General features: G+C 66.9%; 14 protein-coding genes, 1 pseudogene and 1 riboswitch. Of the genes and pseudogenes, 6 read left to right on the top strand and 9 right to left on the bottom strand.

Translation table 11 applies throughout. From position 1 onward, the window contains the following. Nucleotides 1–68: 68 nt before the first annotated feature. From ACQ3DC_RS05780 to ACQ3DC_RS05760, 5 genes and pseudogenes are all read right to left on the bottom strand, one after another. A complete protein-coding gene (locus tag ACQ3DC_RS05780; protein ID WP_430751766.1) occupies nt 69–719 on the bottom strand; it encodes an MBL fold metallo-hydrolase in 651 nt (216 codons plus the stop codon). Between the two features lie 10 nt (nt 720–729). Beyond that, the gene (locus tag ACQ3DC_RS05775; protein ID WP_323057509.1) at nt 730–1,722 is read right to left on the bottom strand and encodes an aldo/keto reductase; all 993 of its coding nucleotides are present in this window, start codon (nt 1,720–1,722) and stop codon (nt 730–732) included. Between the two features lie 58 nt (nt 1,723–1,780). After that, the gene (locus tag ACQ3DC_RS05770; RefSeq protein WP_430751765.1) at nt 1,781–2,407 is read right to left on the bottom strand and encodes a nucleoside/nucleotide kinase family protein; all 627 of its coding nucleotides are present in this window, start codon (nt 2,405–2,407) and stop codon (nt 1,781–1,783) included. A 164-nt stretch (nt 2,408–2,571) separates the two neighbouring features. Continuing rightward, nucleotides 2,572–4,998 (bottom strand): pullulanase-type alpha-1,6-glucosidase, encoded by a 2,427-nt coding sequence (gene pulA / locus ACQ3DC_RS05765; protein ID WP_430751764.1) that lies wholly within the window; start codon nt 4,996–4,998, stop codon nt 2,572–2,574. Nucleotides 4,999–5,108: 110 nt separating this feature from the next. Beyond that, nucleotides 5,109–5,648 (bottom strand): annotated as a pseudogene (locus ACQ3DC_RS05760) (pullulanase-type alpha-1,6-glucosidase); the annotation flags it as partial. Between the two features lie 195 nt (nt 5,649–5,843). Between ACQ3DC_RS05760 and ACQ3DC_RS05755 the strand changes: the two are divergent. Beyond that, nucleotides 5,844–6,929, top strand: a complete 1,086-nt coding sequence (locus ACQ3DC_RS05755; protein ID WP_157240614.1) for a LacI family DNA-binding transcriptional regulator — start codon at nt 5,844–5,846, stop codon at nt 6,927–6,929. Here the strand turns inward: ACQ3DC_RS05755 and ACQ3DC_RS05750 are convergent. The 4 genes from ACQ3DC_RS05750 to ACQ3DC_RS05735 form a co-directional block, all read right to left on the bottom strand. Further along, nucleotides 6,871–7,209, bottom strand: coding sequence for a DMT family transporter (locus ACQ3DC_RS05750; protein ID WP_157242884.1), 339 nt, complete (start codon nt 7,207–7,209; stop codon nt 6,871–6,873). The two genes, ACQ3DC_RS05755 and ACQ3DC_RS05750, sit on opposite strands and share 59 nt — an antisense overlap. Further along, the gene (locus ACQ3DC_RS05745) at nt 7,209–7,532 is read right to left on the bottom strand and encodes a DMT family transporter (RefSeq protein WP_321214614.1); all 324 of its coding nucleotides are present in this window, start codon (nt 7,530–7,532) and stop codon (nt 7,209–7,211) included. Before ACQ3DC_RS05745 ends, ACQ3DC_RS05750 begins: the two co-directional genes overlap by 1 nt. A gap of 9 nt (nt 7,533–7,541) precedes the next feature. Further along, nucleotides 7,542–7,607: riboswitch (guanidine-III (ykkC-III) riboswitch) on the bottom strand. Between the two features lie 148 nt (nt 7,608–7,755). Then, nucleotides 7,756–8,286 (bottom strand): ferritin, encoded by a 531-nt coding sequence (locus ACQ3DC_RS05740; protein ID WP_157240616.1) that lies wholly within the window; start codon nt 8,284–8,286, stop codon nt 7,756–7,758. A gap of 55 nt (nt 8,287–8,341) precedes the next feature. Next, a complete protein-coding gene (locus tag ACQ3DC_RS05735) occupies nt 8,342–9,523 on the bottom strand; it encodes an ROK family protein (protein WP_430751763.1) in 1,182 nt (393 codons plus the stop codon). Between the two features lie 125 nt (nt 9,524–9,648). Between ACQ3DC_RS05735 and ACQ3DC_RS05730 the strand changes: the two genes are divergently transcribed. From ACQ3DC_RS05730 to ggh, 5 genes are read left to right on the top strand one after another with little or no spacing between them, the layout of a single operon-like run. Continuing rightward, the gene (locus tag ACQ3DC_RS05730) at nt 9,649–10,977 is read left to right on the top strand and encodes an ABC transporter substrate-binding protein (RefSeq protein ID WP_321214612.1); all 1,329 of its coding nucleotides are present in this window, start codon (nt 9,649–9,651) and stop codon (nt 10,975–10,977) included. Beyond that, nucleotides 10,977–11,882 (top strand): carbohydrate ABC transporter permease, encoded by a 906-nt coding sequence (locus tag ACQ3DC_RS05725; RefSeq protein ID WP_197432452.1) that lies wholly within the window; start codon nt 10,977–10,979, stop codon nt 11,880–11,882. Before ACQ3DC_RS05730 ends, ACQ3DC_RS05725 begins: the two co-directional genes overlap by 1 nt. Next, on the top strand, nt 11,879–12,763 hold the full coding sequence (locus tag ACQ3DC_RS05720) for a carbohydrate ABC transporter permease (protein WP_157240619.1): 885 nt from the start codon (nt 11,879–11,881) through the stop codon (nt 12,761–12,763). Before ACQ3DC_RS05725 ends, ACQ3DC_RS05720 begins: the two co-directional genes overlap by 4 nt. 22 nt (nt 12,764–12,785) lie before the next feature. Continuing rightward, the gene (locus ACQ3DC_RS05715) at nt 12,786–13,874 is read left to right on the top strand and encodes an ABC transporter ATP-binding protein (RefSeq protein WP_157240620.1); all 1,089 of its coding nucleotides are present in this window, start codon (nt 12,786–12,788) and stop codon (nt 13,872–13,874) included. Further along, the gene (gene ggh, locus ACQ3DC_RS05710) at nt 13,871–15,214 is read left to right on the top strand and encodes a glucosylglycerate hydrolase (RefSeq protein ID WP_421093224.1); all 1,344 of its coding nucleotides are present in this window, start codon (nt 13,871–13,873) and stop codon (nt 15,212–15,214) included. Before ACQ3DC_RS05715 ends, ggh begins: the two co-directional genes overlap by 4 nt.

The raw sequence follows: 15,214 nt of genomic DNA, 5'->3' as shown, positions 1-15,214 counted from the left end.
AACCGCCGGCCCCCCCCGGGGACCCGGGGCGCGCCCGTCCGATTCGGTAGCGGAAAGCGGCGGGGTGCTCACCAGCCGCGGGCGCGCCACGCCTCGAGGTGCGGCCGCTCGGCGCCCAGGGTCGTCGGCTTGCCGTGGCCCGGGTGCACGACGGCGGAGTCCGGGTAGGCGCCGAACAGCCGCTCGGTGACGTCGGACAGCAGCTGGCTGAAGCGCTCCGGATCCTTCTGGGTGTTGCCTACGCCGCCGGGGAACAGCGAGTCGCCGGAGAAGATGTGCGTTGGCCCCTCGGGGTCTTCATACACAAAGGCAGTCGAGCCCGGCGTGTGCCCGCGCAGGTGGACGGCCGTGAGCGAAAAGCCGTCCACGGCAACGGTGTCCCCGTGCCCAAGGGGCCGGTCCACTGCGACAGGCAACGCACCGGCGTCGTCCGTTCCCGCAACGGTCGAAGCCCCGGTGGCGGCCACCAGCTCCTTCAGCGCCCGGACATGGTCCCAGTGCTGGTGCGTGGTGGCGACTACGGCCAGCCGGGCTGGTGCGGACGTGTCAGCGGCGCCGTCCTGCAGCAGCTGCTGGATGGCGGGAAGGTCGTCCGCGGCGTCGATCAGCACCTGCTCGCCGCTGCCTTTGGCTGTCAGCAGGTACACGTTGTTGTCCATTTCGCTGACTGAAATGCGGCGGATGGTCAGGGCGGGCAGGTCATACAGAAGTGAGTCCATGGGCCTGAGTCTATTCACGGCCCTCGGACACCCAGTTGGGGTCCGCTGAGCGGGAACCGACGACGGCGGCCGAGGCCTGGTCCAAAGCGTCCAGTTGGGCCGGGGCGAGGTCCAGGGCCAGGGCGCCCAGGTTTTCGTCGATCCGGTGCCGCTTGCGGGTGCCGGGGATGGGGACCACCGGCAGGCCCAGCCGCCTGCCTTGGGCGAACAGCCAGGCGAGTGCCACCTGCGCGGGCGTTGCGCCCAGCTGGCCTGCCACGGACCGGACGGTGTCCACCACTGCCTGGTTGGCACTTGCAGCATCCAGGGCGAAACGGGGGATCCGGCGTCGGAAGTCCTTCTCGCCCAGGCTCGAGGCGTCCACGGTGCCGGTGAGGAATCCCCGGCCCAGCGGCGAATACGGTACAAAACCCACTCCCAGGGCGGCCGCGGCAGGAACAACGTTGCGTTCCACGTCGCGGCTCCAGATGGACCATTCACTCTGGACCGCCGCAATGGGGTGGACGGCGGAGGCGTCCTCCAACTCCTGGGCCGTCACTTCAGACAGCCCCAGGTGCTTGACCTTGCCCTGCTGCACAAGCTCCGCCATGGCCTCCACGGTTTCCACAATCGGAACGCGGAGGTCACGGCGGTGCATGTAGTAGAGGTCAATCCGGTCGGTTCCCAGCCGTTGCAGGCTGCGGTCTACGGCCTGGCGGATGTAGCCGGCGTCGCCGCGGATGTCCGTGTAGCCGTCCGCCGGCGTACCCACCAACCCAAATTTGGTGGCCAGCTGGACCTCGTCCCGCCGCTCCTTCAGCAGCCGGGCGATCAGTTCCTCGTTGCTGCCCCCGCCATAGATGTCCGCGGTGTCAATGAAGCTGACACCGGAGTCGACGGCGTGATGCAGCGTCCGGAGCGCATCCTCCGGGTCCACCTCCCCGTAGACCGGCGTGAGCGCCATTCCGCCGAAGCCGAGGGGGCTGACGTTGAGGCCGTCGCCCAGTCCAACTGTGGAAGCCATGGGTTCTCCTGTTCGTTTGCTCTTGTTCAGGTTCAAATATTCACAATCGCGGCACGGCCTAATCCCAGGGGATCACCCGGTCCGCCGCCTGCCGGGTGGCCAGGATCAGCACGGCATTGGCTTCGTCAGGACCGGCTGCCCACGCTTCCGCCGCCTGCCGGTCCATCCCGAACGAGACATGCCTTTCCACGAGCCGGCCCAGCCGCAGCGCCGGCGGCGTGTCCACGAACCACACCTCGTCCAGCCGGGCGCGGATGCCTTTCCAGGGTCCCTGCTCCATCAGCAGGTAGTTGCCCTCCGTGATGACCAGCGGCACCTCCGCCGGCACCGCAATGGAGGCTGCCACGGGTTCATCCAGGGTGCGCCGGAACTCCGGTGCGTAAACCACCGGCTCGTCGCGGCGGGCCAGGCGGTCCAGCAGCGAAAGGTACCCGCCGGCGTCGAACGTGTCCATGGCCCCCTTGCGCTGCCGGAGCGGCGTGCCGTCAATGATGGCGTTGCCCAGGTGGAAGCCGTCCATGGGGACCACCACGGCCTGCCCGGGCCCGAACTGCTGCCGGATCCATGCCGCGAAGGTGGACTTGCCCGAGCCGGGCGCTCCGACGATGCCCAGGATGATGCGCGTCCGGGGAACCAGCCGGTGCCGGAGGGCGTCCATGGCATGGGTGATCTCGGGGGAGTCCATGGCAAAAGCCTAGACTGCCCGGCGCCCGGACATGCGCTGAGCCTCCCCGCCTTGGGCTTCGGGACGGCAACGTTCGACGGCGTTTCGCCGGGCACGCCGTCGTCCGTCCTTGAAGGCGGGGAGGCTCAGCAGCGGGCTCTTCAGCCGGGCTTGCTTGGGGTGGGCTAGCCGGCCTGGAACACCGCTACGGTGCGGGCCGGGACGGTGAAGGTCCCGGTGGCCGGATTGTGGGTGGCCGTCCTGACCACCGGATCGATGCCCGATGCCTGGACCGGGTGCAGGCTGTAGGCGGTACCGGTTGTTCCGGCAACAGCCTGGGTTACAGCCTCGTCGGCGGCGTTGAACACCACCACCAGCCCGCTCAGGTCCTTGTCCACGTCCGGACCCCCGGAATCGTTGATGTGCATGACCACGACGCCTGGAGCCTGGTCCGGCCCTGCGGCAGGGAAGGAGACCTTCTGCTGCACCAGGCCGGCATCACCCAGGTGGAACAGGGGCGTGCTCTTGCGGATCCGCAGCAGCTCAGCCGCCCGACCGCGCGCTTCAGCGATCGCGGCGGGTGCAGGCTTCAGTGCGGGGTCCGCCAGCAGCGGGCGCAGGTACTGGTACTTGTCCTCGTTGTCGGCCTTGGGCGGCAGTCCGCGGCCGAAGCCGTTGGTGCCGTCCGTGTGGTCAAGGATGTTGAACCAGTCACCCGAGTCGTAGCTGTTGCGGTCCAGGGACTTGCTGCGGAGGGATTCCCCGCCCGCGTGCCAGAAGGAGATCCCCTGGCTGAACGCCGTGGTGCTGAGCGCCAGGGTCTGCATCCGTGTCCGTTCCGCCATGGGAGTGTCCTGCGGCAGCTTCAGGGCGAGGGCATCGAACAGTGTCTCGTTGTCGTGCGCCTCCACATAGGTGACCGCCTCCTGCGGATCGCTGGTGTAGCCCGCGGGTGCCCCGTTGTAGGGCACATCGGAGCCCCTGACGGTGGCTCCGGTGCGGTCAACGAAGGAGTAGTCCTTCAGGTTGCCGGTCAGTCCCACCTTGATCAGGTCCTGGGCAAGGAGGAGCCTTGCCTTCTGCTGCTCCGGCGTGCCGTTGGCCGGGGAGCTGTTGGGGTCGGTGAACAGGCCGGACGCGAAGCCCTGGACCCGGGGGTCGGGATCAAAGGGCCCGCCGCCACGGACGGCGTCACGCAGCCGGTCGTTGAAGGTGCCGATGCCCGTTCCGGCCATGTTCTCCTGGGTGGCCTGGACGAACCTGGCGTTGTTGGCCACCTCGCCGAAGTTCCAGCCTTCGCCGTAGAGCGTGATGTTCTTGCCGTCCACGCCGTCCTTGGCGAGGGTCAGCTCATCCAGCGCTGCCCGGACGTCCAGCATGTTCTGCTTCGAATGGTGGCCCATGAGGTCAAAGCGGAAGCCGTCCAGTTTGTAGGTTTTGGCAAGCGTTACCAGGGAATCGATCATGAGCTTGCCCATCATCGTGTTTTCGGTGGCCGTGTTGGCGCAGCAGGTGGAGGTCTCAAGGGATCCGGTGGCGGCGTTCAGGCGGTGGTAGTAGCCGGGGATAATCCGGTCCAGGTTGTTGGAGCCGGACTGGCCGGCGCTCGAGGTGTGGTTGTAGACCACATCCTGGATGACGCGCGCACCGGCAGCGTTGAGGCCGGCCACCATTTCGCGGAACTCGGTGATCCGGGCGGTTCCGTCCGGGCTGGTGGCGTAGGAGCCTTCAGGGGTTGTGTAGTGCAGGGGATCGTAGCCCCAGTTGAACCCGTCCCTGGCCGCCGTTTCCGCGATGCATGCCTGCTGTTCCTCCGAATCCGCGGGGAGGGCCGCGAGGTCGCATCCTGGTTCGAGCTGTTCGCCGCGCCGCTCTTCGATGGTGCCGATGTCGTTGACGGGCAACAGGTGGACGGCGTTCATGCCGGCAGCGGTCAGCTCCCGGATGCGCCGCATGCCGTCGCTGTCCGGGTCTGCGAAGGCCTTGTACGTTCCGCGGTGTGTTTCCGGGACGGAGGAATCCGTGATCGAGAAGTCGCGGACGTGCAGCTCGTAGAGGGAGAGGTCCTCCGGCTTGTTGAGTGCCGGCTTCTGCAGCTTCTTCCAGCCGTCAGGGGCAAGGGACTTGTCCTCCACGTCAACAAAGAGGCTGCGCTCAGAGTTGGCTGAGAGGCCCACGCTGTAGGGATCGGTAACCAGGTTCCGCTCAACCTTGCCGGTTTCCGGCACAAAGACCTCCACCTCGTACAGGTAGTAGGCGCCCTTCCAGTCCTTGTCTCCGGTCACGGACCAGACACCGTCCCGGGACGGTTCCATGGGGCGGCTGGAGACGGGCCCGCCGCCGGAGCCCGAGGCGTAGGTGTGGACTGTGACGCTGCGGGCAGTCGGCGCCCACAGTGACAGCTCCGGGCGGTTGCCCTTCCACGCCAGCCCGAGTTCCCGTTCCGCCGCGCCGCGGTACAGGGTGTCCAGAATGCCGGGGACCTGGACTCCGGTGGCTGCCGTGACCTTCCCGTCGGCACCGATGGAAGCGACGAGCAGCTGGCCCTTGAGCAGTTCGCCGGCGCCGGCCGCGTCACCTTCCGCCATCCGCAGCGAGGCATAGCCGGCCAAGTGGGGGTACCTGGCCGCCAGCCCTGCCTCCAGTGCGCCGGCCGTTTTTCCAGTGCTGTGTAGCTGCCGCCGGTGACCTGCCCGTCCGCCACCGCCAGGCCGCCGTCGGGCGCGCTGTAGAGGCGGTAGGTTGTCCCCTCGGCTGCGGGGGCCTGCCAGGCGATGGTGTCCGCTGACAGCCAGTGCGCGCCGGCTTCGGCGCCGAGTGCCTCGGGGACGTCGTCGCTGAGGGTGTGGCTGGCGTGGTCGTAGGTGAAGGTGACAGGGCCGCCGGGGGCGTTGAGGACAAGGTCGCCGCCGCCGGCTGCTCCGCCTGCACCGTAGTTTTCGTCCCACGAATTGTTGAGGGCAACCTTCATGCCGTAGGTGCCGGCGGGGATATCGAAGGTGGCGCGGTAGAGCGTTGCCGAGCCCTCAACGGGCTGGAGCCGGCTGGCCGCGCAGTCCGGCTGCCAGTCCCCGGGGCAGCCGATTTCCGATTGCAGCGAGCCAACGAGTGCCACCGCCTGGGGTGCGGCCGTGTGGTCCGCGGATGCCGGGAGGGCGAAGCTCCCCAGGGCCAGAGGCGTGGCACAGGCCGCGGCCAGGGCTGCGGTGAGTTTCCTGTTGAGGGCAGCAGGCGGCCCGGATTTTGTGGAGTGATGAGTCATGGAAGACCTTCCTTGAAGACGCCCCGGCCGTCAGCGGTGAGGAGCGGGGGTATCCACGAGCCTAAGTTTCCTTTCACATAGCGTCAATGTTTTTGCTGAAAATTTCACGTCTCGTTTTCATGATCCGGGCAGCCAATTGTCCGTACACTTGAAAGCACCATGACGTCCGGACTCCTGTTCCGGTGAAGGAGCCACATGAGCATGACCGGGGGCGGGGCGGCACCCGCCGCAACCGAACGTCCAAAATTGGAAGACCTGGCGCGGAAGGTCGGCGTCAGCATCGCCACGGTGTCCCGGGTGGTCAACGGGCGCAAGGGCGTTTCACGGGAAGTCCGGCAGGCAGTGCTGGCCGCCATGGACGACCTCGGCTATGAACGTCCCGACCGGGCCCGCAGTGACGTAAAGGGCCAGGTGGGCATCATCGTCCCGGACCTGGCCAACCCGATCTTTCCCGCCATAGCCCAGGCCGTGGTCTCCCTGCTCTCCCAGGAGGACTTCCTTCCCGTCATTTGCGCCCTGCCCGGCGGAGGGCGTTCCGAGGACGAATACATCGAGATGCTCGTGGCGCAGGGTGCCGCCGGCATCATCTTCATCTGCAGTGCCCACGCTGACGGGCAGGCGAGCCTCGAGCGCTACCACCGCCTTCGCGGCCGGGGAATCCCCTTCGTGCTGGTCAACGGCCCCCGCCCGGAACTCGGAGCGGCCTCGGTGTCCAATGACGATGCAGCCGCGATCAGCACCGCTGTCCAGCACCTTGCCAGCCTTGGACACCGCAAAGTGGGATTGGCCATTGGTCCCCACCGCTTCATCCCCAGCCGGCAGAAACTCGCCGGCTTCCGCTCGGCGCTCGCCGAATTCCTGGGCGTGGACAACCCCGAGGCCCACACGGCCACGAGCATGTTCACCGTGGAAGGCGGCCAGAGCGCGGCCAACGAACTCCTCGACTCTGGCCATACGGCGATTGTGTGTGCTTCCGATGTCATGGCCCTTGGAGCCATCCGTGCCGCCCGGGCAAGGGGCCTGCGCGTGCCCGAAGACGTATCCATCGTCGGTTTCGACGACTCGACGTTGATGGCCCTCACCGATCCGCCGCTGACAACGCTCCGGCAGCCTGCCGCCGCGATTGCCCACGCTGCGGTCCATGCCCTCGCTGCCGAGCTTGCCGGTGAACAGTCCACGCACTCGCCGGTGGTCCTGGCATCCGACCTGGTGCTGCGCGGTTCTACCGGTCCTGCGGCAAAGCCTTCAGGCCGGCAACGCAGCCAACGATCCCCGCAATAAAGACCACTTTGAGCACGCTGAAGGCTTCCGCGCCGGTGGCCATTGCCCAGCCGACGGTCAGGGCGGCGCCAACCCCCACCCACACGGCGTAGGCGGTGCCCAGGGGGATGTGCCGGATGGCCCAGCCCAGTCCCAGCATGCTGAACGTTGCCGTAACGGCGAAAACTATGGTGGGGAGCGGCTTGCTGAAGCCGTAGGACAGGCCAAGGGCCGTGGCCCACACGGCTTCCAGGGCCGCCGAGGCCAGCAGGACCACCCAGGGAACCCTGCGCTGCAGCATCACGCCACCACCTTCAAGCCCGCCACGCACACGGCGATGCCGGACAGCAGGAGGAGGCGTGCCGCCGTCGGGCGCTCCACCCTGGTGGCAATCGCGTAGGCGGAGGTCAGCACCACGCCCACGCCGACCCACACGGCGTAGGCCGTGCCGGTGGGAATGGACTGCATGGCCAGGGCCAGGCCGCCGGTGCTTGCCGCGGCGGACACCAGGAAGAGTGCGGCCGGAGCGATGCGGCGGCGTCCGGAAGCCTGGAAGGCGCGGTGCAAGGCTGCCGCCCAGACGGCTTCAAGGGCGCCGGAAAGAATGAGTATCAGCCACGACATACGGGATCCTTTGGCCAGTCTTGTCGTGTGCCGGGTACTGAACCGTCGTCCGGAGGCTCGGGTGCAGAGCCTTGGTTTCCAGCGTAGCAACGCACGACGGCGGCGGGCCACCAGTGGTGCCGAACCTCACCACCGCCTCCCCCCACCCCAACTAGGTAGCGCTAAGTGTCGTTATGACCCTCCAAAACGACACTTAGCGCTACTTAGTTGGGCCAGGCGGGGGTTAGAGCGCGCCGCCCGCCGCTTCGGGAGCGGAAGCATCGCGGCCGCCGTCGCCGATGGTCTCCCGGGCGATGAAGTTCTCGATGTCGAACAGGTTGTCCGCGCGCTCGGCGATGTTCAGGAGCGTGGTCATCGAGGAGACTTCCTCCACCTGTTCCTTGAGGAACCAGAGCATGAACTGCTCGCCCAAAGCGTCATTTTCGCCACGGGCCGCCCGGAACAGGTCCTCGATGTTCTTGGTCACTTCCTTCTCCTGCTGCAGGGCCAGGGCCAGCGGCTCGGTGACGGAGGCGAAGTCGTTGCGGACGGCCGGAACGCCGGGGATGGTGAAGGTGATGTCCCGGTCCAGCATGTACTGGACCATCATCATGGCGTGGTTCCGCTCCTCCACGGACTGGCGGTAGAAGTACCTGGCCAGTTGGGGGAGGTCCTGGTTGGCGAACCAGGTGGCCACGGCAATGTACTGCTGCGAGGCAGTGAACTCATTGCCGATCTGGGTGGACAGGAGGGCATTGAAGTTTGAAGTGGTCATAGCCCGAGTCTAGGGACGGCCGAGGGGCGTGGCCAGTGTGGGAAGGCTTCACTTCTCAGCCGGCCCGCTGCACCAGCAACTGTTCAACACGCTCCGGCGCGTAGAGGCTCTCCTCCACCAGCCTGCACAGTCCAATGGCCGTGGCGGTCCTGCTGTCCGCCGGCACAATCTCCAGGTCCACCAAGGAGGGTTCGAAGGCGTCGTCCAGGATCTGCCGGCGGCAGGCGCCCAGGAAGTCCGGGAGCACTCCGACGAGCCCGCCAATGGCGATGCGCCCCGGGTTCAGCGTGCCCACGGTCGCGGCGAGCGCACGTCCCAGCACCCTTCCGGCTTCCGCGACGGCGGAGCGAACGGCGGGATTGCTGTCACAGGCGTCCACAAGCTGCCGCAGCGTCCCATAGCTGGAGAGCTTCGGATCGGCGAGCAGCGCCCGCCCCGAGGCCACCGCGGCGAGGCAGCCGTCCCTGCCGCAGCGGCAGCGCCGGCCCGCGGCCTCGGGAATGCGGACGTGCCCGATGTCCCCGGCGGCGCCGTGGGCGCCACGCACCAGGGCGCCGCCGACGATGATGCCGGAGCCGACGCCGGTGCTGACTTTGACAGCCACGAGGGATTCCAGCGGCTCCCGGACCTCCCCGACGGCCATCGAGCGGGCGTCATTTTCCAGCAGGACCGGGCAGTCCAGCCTTGACTCCATCACCTCCTGCAGGCGCAGGAGGTCCCAGTGGGCAAGGACAGTCCGCTCCAGCCCCAGCCGGTGGAGCGGGTCCACGGGAGCGGGCAGTCCCACTCCCGCCCCCACGGGCTGCCGCCCGTCGAGCAGCCGGAGGGATTCCTTGATGACCTGGCCGGCCACGTCCTCCTGGGACCGCGTGATGTCGATGGGCAGCCGGGCGGAGCCCACGATTTCGCGGCTCAGGGACAGGAGGTGGATCCCCGCATGGGTGTGGCCGATCTCGATGCCGAGGACCAGCTTGTTGCGGTCATCGAAGCGAAGGGCGCGCGGCGGCCTGCCGCGCTGCGCATGGATTGGGGTGGATTCGTAAACCAGGCCCGCGGCAAAAAGCGCGTCGAGCCGTTCATAGAGGGTGGACCGCGCCATGCCCGTGATGTCCAGGAGCTCCGCGCGGCTGTAACCTGCCGCGTTCGAGCGCAGCAGCTGGAGTACATGGCCGGCACTTGTGGCAAGCCCTACCGGAGGTTGGCCCGAGCCCCCGACGAGCGTCCTCTGCTGGGTCATGCTGCTCGCTCCCTCTGAAGTGGACCAGGCTGTCCTGCAGCCGGGGCGTTGACGTGGTCTGGATCACACAATTATGATCGATCATCAGACAAAAATACTATCTGCCCTTTAAGCAGGAGGCTCCCATGTCCGATCTCGCTCACTTCGACGTCAGCCGGCGGACCTTGTTGAAAGGAGGCCTGCTGGCCCTGGCCACAGGCCCCCTCCTCGCGGCCTGCGGCGTGAATACCAGCGGAAGCGGAGGGGCTGGCTCGGTCAACTTCCTCTCCACCCAGTTCTCCCCGGTGGAGGAGCGGCAAAAGTACGAAGCCACGCTCAAGAAGTTCGCCGGGGATATCAAGGTGGCCTACAACCCCGTTGACACCGGCATCTTCAACACCACCCTGAAATCCCAGCTTGCCGCAGGGAAGGTGGAGGTGGGAATTGCAGGAGGCCTGCACGGCGACCTCGTTCCCTTCGCCTCACAGCTGGAGGACCTGAGCTCCCTGATGAAGGACCTGTCCTCGGCAGGATACTCAGACGACCTGAAGGAGCTGTCCAAGCTGGGCACGGACGTTCCCCGGTACATTCCGTGGATCCAGGCGACATATGTGCTGGCGATCAACAAGAAGGCGCTTGAGTGGCTGCCGTCGGGAGCCGACGTCAACAAGCTCACCTACGATCAGTACCTGGCATGGGCGCAGGCCGCCAAGGCAGCGAACGGCCGGCCGGTCTTCGGCCTTCCGGCCGGGCCCAAGGGCCTCCACCACCGCTTCTACCAGGGTTTCCTCCTCCCCAGCTTCACTGGCGGACAAATCACCACCTTCCGCAACCCGGATGCCGTCACGGCCTGGACCTATATGCGGGAGCTTTGGGCCAACATGAACCCGGCCTCCGCGAATTACGACTTCATGCAGGAACCGCTCGGCAACGGCGAGGTCCTGGTGGCCTGGGACCATGTGGCCCGCCTTATCACCGCGGTCAAGGACAAGCCCGACGAGTGGCTGATGGTGCCGGCGCCGTCCGGTCCGAAGGGCAAGGGCTACCTGCTGATCGTCGGCGGCATGGCAGTGCCCCAAGGTTCACCCGAGAAGGACAAGGCCTTCGAACTCATCAAGGCCCTGTCCAAGCCCGAGGCGCAGATTGAGACACTGAAATCCAATTCCTTCTTCCCCGTTGTCAAGACGGACGTCGGCGGCGACCTTCCCGGCGGCGTGGCCCTTGAGGCAAAGGCAGTCAAGGCCCAGCAGGAGGCCTCCGATGCGCTGCTCGCACTGCCGCCGGTCGGCCTGGGAGAAAAAGACCCGCAGGTTTCCCAGCTCTTCAAGAACTGCTTCCAGGAAATCTGCCTGAACAACGCCGACGTGAAGGCGACGCTGGACCGGCAGGGTGCGGAACTCGCGAAGATCATGGACAGCCTCAACGTCCCCTGCTGGGCGCCCGATCCCAAACAGACCCCATGTAAGGTCGCCTGATGGCAGCCCCCGACGCTCCGGCGGCCGCCAAGCCCCGGCCTGCAGCGCCGCGGGGCCGGCCGCGCAGGAGCGGAACGTCGGCAGCAATGCTGCTGATTGCCCCGTCCATCATCTTCATGACGCTGCTCTTCGGCTGGCCGATGGTCAGCGGCATCCTTCAGGCGTTCGGCGGCCCCGAAGGCCTTACGACCGCGAACTTCAGCCGGATGGCGCAGGACCCCTACTTCTGGTCCTCCGTGGGCAACACGCTGCTCCTTATCGTGGTGATGATTCCGATCCAGTTCGTCCTGGCGCTTTCCATGGCCCTGCTGATCCGGGCAAACCCGCGGGGCTCGTCGGTGTACTTCTACATCTGGGCCATACCCCTGGCCGTCAGCGACCTTGCCGCCGGCCTGGTGTGGTTGACCGTCTTCACGGACCGGGGATACCTCAATTCCGTGCTGGCTTCCGTAGGCCTTGAACCGGTCTCCTGGCTCGCCTACGACAACTACGCCTCGATGTTCATGGCCGTGCTGATCGCCGAGGTCTGGCGGGCCACGTCCCTCGTGTTCGTGATCGTGGTGGCAGGGCTGCAGTCCATCCCCAAGGACTACGAGGAGGCAGCCGGCGTCTTCGGCGCGGGGTTCTGGGACCGGCTCTGGCACGTGACCCTACCGCTGCTGCGTCCCAGCCTCCAGACGGCCCTGATCCTGAGGACCATCCTCGCGTTCCAGACCTTCGCCGTGGCGCTTGCCCTCACCGGCCAGAACTTTCCGCTGGTGGTCGGTGAAACCTACCGGTGGTACACCGGCCTGCAGGACGCCAACGTGGCCTCGGCCCTGGCCCTGGTGGTCATGGCGGTATCCATGGTGACCGCCGTCGGTTACCTCAAGCTCCTGAGAGACCAATCGGAGGCCGCCCGATGAGCCACGCCACCACCAACAAGACAACGGCCCCGGACTCGCGGCCGCAGCCGGAAGTGGACCGCAGGCCGCTGGCACGGCGGCGCAGGAACCGGGTACTGCTCCAGGTGGGCTGCATCGTCATCACGCTCTTCATGGCGCTCCCCATCTACCTCATCGCGCTGTCCGCCACCTCCAGCAGGGCGGCCCTGCAGACGTTCCCCCTGAGCTTTATTCCGAACAACTTCTCCCTCGAGACCATGCAGACGTTCCTGCAGTCCACGGGCATCCTGCCCGGGCTCATCAACTCCGTCCAGGTGGGCATCTTCACCCTCCTGCTCTCCCTGATCATCGGAGTCCCCGCCGGGTACGCGGTGGCACGTTTCGCCTTCCCCGGCCGGGACCCCTACCAGCTCTTCCTGCTCTTCACCCGTGCGTTGCCCATCGTGGTGCTGTCCGTGCCGCTGGCCCAGTTGTTCCTCCAGACGGGCCTGTACGACAGCGCCCTCGCCGTCGTCCTGCTCCACACCGCACTGGCGCTGCCCACCACCATCCTGATCACGTCCTCGGTATTCCTGGGCGTGCCGCGCGACGTCGAGGAAGCTGCCCGCATCTTCGGCTGCAGCCCCGTGCAGGCCTTCCTCAAGGTGGTCATGCCCATGGCCATCCCCGGCATCGCGGCGGCGTCCATCTTTACCTTCGTCATGTCCTGGAACGAAGTCCTCGGCGCGTCGATCCTCACCCTGAACCAGCGCACCTTGCCGGCCCAGGTCCTTAGTTCCCTGGCCGAGTCGCCGCTGGCCTACCGGTTCGCCGGCGGCTTCCTGCTGGTGATTCCGGCACTGATCTTCATCTTCTTCATGCGCCGCTACCTCACAAACATGTGGGGCTCCACGATCCGCTAGTGCTCTCCAGAGAGGCTGTCCCATGGCTGACATCTCCATCAAGGGTCTCCACAAGACCTACCCCGGCAGCACCGAGCTGGCCACGAACAACGTGTCCCTCGAGGTTGCGGAGGGTGAGTTCATGGTGCTCCTCGGGCCCTCCGGCTGCGGGAAGACCACCCTGCTGCGCATGGTGGCGGGGCTGGACTTCCCGGATGAGGGGAGCATCTCCATCGGCGGCCGGGATGTAACGTACCTGCCCCCGCAGGACAGGAACCTCTCCATGGTGTTCCAGTCCTACGCCGTGTTCCCGCACCGCAAGGTCCGCACCAACATCGGGTTCGGCCTGGTCATGAAGAAGGTGCCTAGGGATGAACTCGAGAAGAAGGTCGCCTGGGCGGCCGACCTGCTCCAGCTCACCCCCTACCTGGACCGCTACCCTGCCCAGCTCTCGGGCGGGCAGCGCCAGCGCGTCGCCGTCGCCAGGGCCATCGTCATGGACGCGGACGTGCTGCTCATGGACGAGCCCCTGTCCAACCTGGACGCCCTCCTGCGGCTCGACTTCCGGGCGGAATTGAAAAAGATCGTCCAGCAGTTGGGTTCCACCACGCTTTACGTGACCCACGACCAGGTGGAAGCGATGAGCCTTTCAGACCGGGTGGCCGTGATGAAGAAAGGGCAGATAGCCCAGCTGGGGCATCCCATCACCGTCTACGAGGAGCCGGCTGACCGCTTCGTCGGGGGATTCATCGGCTCGCCGCCAATGAACTTCCTCGAGGGCCGCGTGACGCAGCAGGGCGCCCTGGAAGTCGCCGGCCAAAGCACCGAGGCGCCTGAATTCCTGGCCCGCTCTGCGGCCCGGTCCGGCGGCCTTCCCGTGATGGTCGGGATCCGCGCGGAAAACATCTACATTGAGCAGCGGGGAGCCCCGGGGACCCTTGGCGCCACCGTGGAAGTGGTGGAACCGCTTGGCCACGCAACGCTGCTGACCGTGGACCTGGGCGGACAGACCATCAAGGTCCAGGTTGCCTCCACCGTACGGGTTTCCCCGGGGGAGAAGGTTGGCCTGAGGTTCGACCAGGCAACTATCCGGTTCTTCGACACGGAAACCCAGCTCGGGCTCACGGCATGAGCCCGGACACGTATCCGATCAGGGACCTCGAGGAGCTCGGGCGCCGTGCCAGGGACGTCCTGGCAGCCAACGACCTCGGCACCATGGTGACGGCTGCACCGAACCTGTATCCGCACATGTGGAGCTGGGACGCCGCGTTCGTCGCCGCCGGACTTTCGACCGTGAGCGTCGAACGGGCCCTCCGGGAGCTCGACTACCTGCTGGCCGCCCAGTGGAAGAGCGGGATGATCCCGCACATCGTCTTCTCGGACGTCCCCGGCTACTTCCCCGACGTCGAGCGGTGGGGGACCCGCGGGGCCTCGCCGGAGGGTGTGCAGTCCAGCGGCATCTGCCAGCCGCCGGTACATGCCACCATGCTGCGCCGCATCGTGGAAAGGGCGACGGCGGCGGGCGGCGAGGATGCCAGGCTCGCCGATGAATTCACCCGCCGGACGCTGCCGGGATGGATCGACTGGCACGCCTGGCTGCGGAGCGCCCGCGGCGGGGACGGCTCGGGCCTGCTGACCATCTACCACGGCTGGGAGTCCGGGATGGACAACTCCCCCCGCTTCGACGGCCCGTATTCCAGGGTCAAACCGGGGGAGATGGAGCCGTTCGTCCGCACGGACACGCAGAAGGTCAAGGACCACAGCCAGCGCCCCAGCGACGAGGAGTACAGCCGCTACCTTTGGCTGGTGCAACAGATGGCAGACGTACGGTTCGACGACGCGCAGTTGCCCCGGGTAATGGCCTTCCAGGTCAAGGACGTTTTTATGTCCGCGATCTACGCCGCGGCCAACGAGGACCTGGCCGTGCTGGCGGAACAGTTCGGACTGCCGGAGGAGGCGCCCCGGTTGCGGGAATGGGCCAGGGAATTCCGCGACGGCGTCGACGCGACGGTGGATGGCAGGACCGGACTCGCCCGCGACCGGGACGTGCTGACCGGGGAGTGGATCGGACCTCCCACCATGGCCGGATTCGCGCCCCTCATTTCCACCAATGACCAGGCCCTCCTCGACCGGCAACTGGAAGTCTTCGAAGGGCCGGACTGGACGGGCGACCCCCGCCTGGCCTTCCCGCTGCCGGCTTCCACGTCCACCACCTACGAAGGGCTGAAGCCCCGCCAGTACTGGCGCGGACCCGTATGGCCCGTGATGAACTGGTACCTGGCCCACTGCCTGCGGAGGCGCGGCGACGAGAAGCGCTACCGCCAGCTGCGGGAGGCCTCCCTCGCCCAGCTGATGGAGGGCCACTTCGGTGAGTACTACGAACCCTTCACCGGCGAACCGCTGGGCAGCATGGACCAGTCGTGGACAGCCGCCGTGGCGCTGGAATGGCTTGCCGATCCCGGGAACGGTTGA

It is taken from the genome of Paenarthrobacter sp. NEAU-H11, assembly GCF_050573415.1.
Taxonomy (GTDB): domain Bacteria; phylum Actinomycetota; class Actinomycetes; order Actinomycetales; family Micrococcaceae; genus Arthrobacter.
Note: the sequence above shows the minus strand (reverse complement) of the source record. Positions and strands in the feature narration are given on the sequence as shown.

Excerpts from the sequence above, each read along its gene's own strand:
- ACQ3DC_RS05755 (WP_157240614.1), top strand. The coding sequence starts at position 5,844 with ATGAGCATGACCGGGGGCGGGGCGGCACCCGCCGCAACCGAACGTCCA.
- ACQ3DC_RS05725 (WP_197432452.1), top strand. The coding sequence starts at position 10,977 with ATGGCAGCCCCCGACGCTCCGGCGGCCGCCAAGCCCCGGCCTGCAGCG.
- ACQ3DC_RS05740 (WP_157240616.1), bottom strand. The coding sequence starts at position 8,286 with ATGACCACTTCAAACTTCAATGCCCTCCTGTCCACCCAGATCGGCAAT.
- ACQ3DC_RS05715 (WP_157240620.1), top strand. The coding sequence starts at position 12,786 with ATGGCTGACATCTCCATCAAGGGTCTCCACAAGACCTACCCCGGCAGC.
- ACQ3DC_RS05770 (WP_430751765.1), bottom strand. The coding sequence starts at position 2,407 with ATGGACTCCCCCGAGATCACCCATGCCATGGACGCCCTCCGGCACCGG.
- ACQ3DC_RS05720 (WP_157240619.1), top strand. The coding sequence starts at position 11,879 with ATGAGCCACGCCACCACCAACAAGACAACGGCCCCGGACTCGCGGCCG.
- ACQ3DC_RS05745 (WP_321214614.1), bottom strand. The coding sequence starts at position 7,532 with ATGTCGTGGCTGATACTCATTCTTTCCGGCGCCCTTGAAGCCGTCTGG.
- ACQ3DC_RS05750 (WP_157242884.1), bottom strand. The coding sequence starts at position 7,209 with ATGCTGCAGCGCAGGGTTCCCTGGGTGGTCCTGCTGGCCTCGGCGGCC.
- ACQ3DC_RS05730 (WP_321214612.1), top strand. The coding sequence starts at position 9,649 with ATGTCCGATCTCGCTCACTTCGACGTCAGCCGGCGGACCTTGTTGAAA.
- ggh (WP_421093224.1), top strand. The coding sequence starts at position 13,871 with ATGAGCCCGGACACGTATCCGATCAGGGACCTCGAGGAGCTCGGGCGC.
- ACQ3DC_RS05735 (WP_430751763.1), bottom strand. The coding sequence starts at position 9,523 with ATGACCCAGCAGAGGACGCTCGTCGGGGGCTCGGGCCAACCTCCGGTA.
- ACQ3DC_RS05780 (WP_430751766.1), bottom strand. The coding sequence starts at position 719 with ATGGACTCACTTCTGTATGACCTGCCCGCCCTGACCATCCGCCGCATT.
- ACQ3DC_RS05775 (WP_323057509.1), bottom strand. The coding sequence starts at position 1,722 with ATGGCTTCCACAGTTGGACTGGGCGACGGCCTCAACGTCAGCCCCCTC.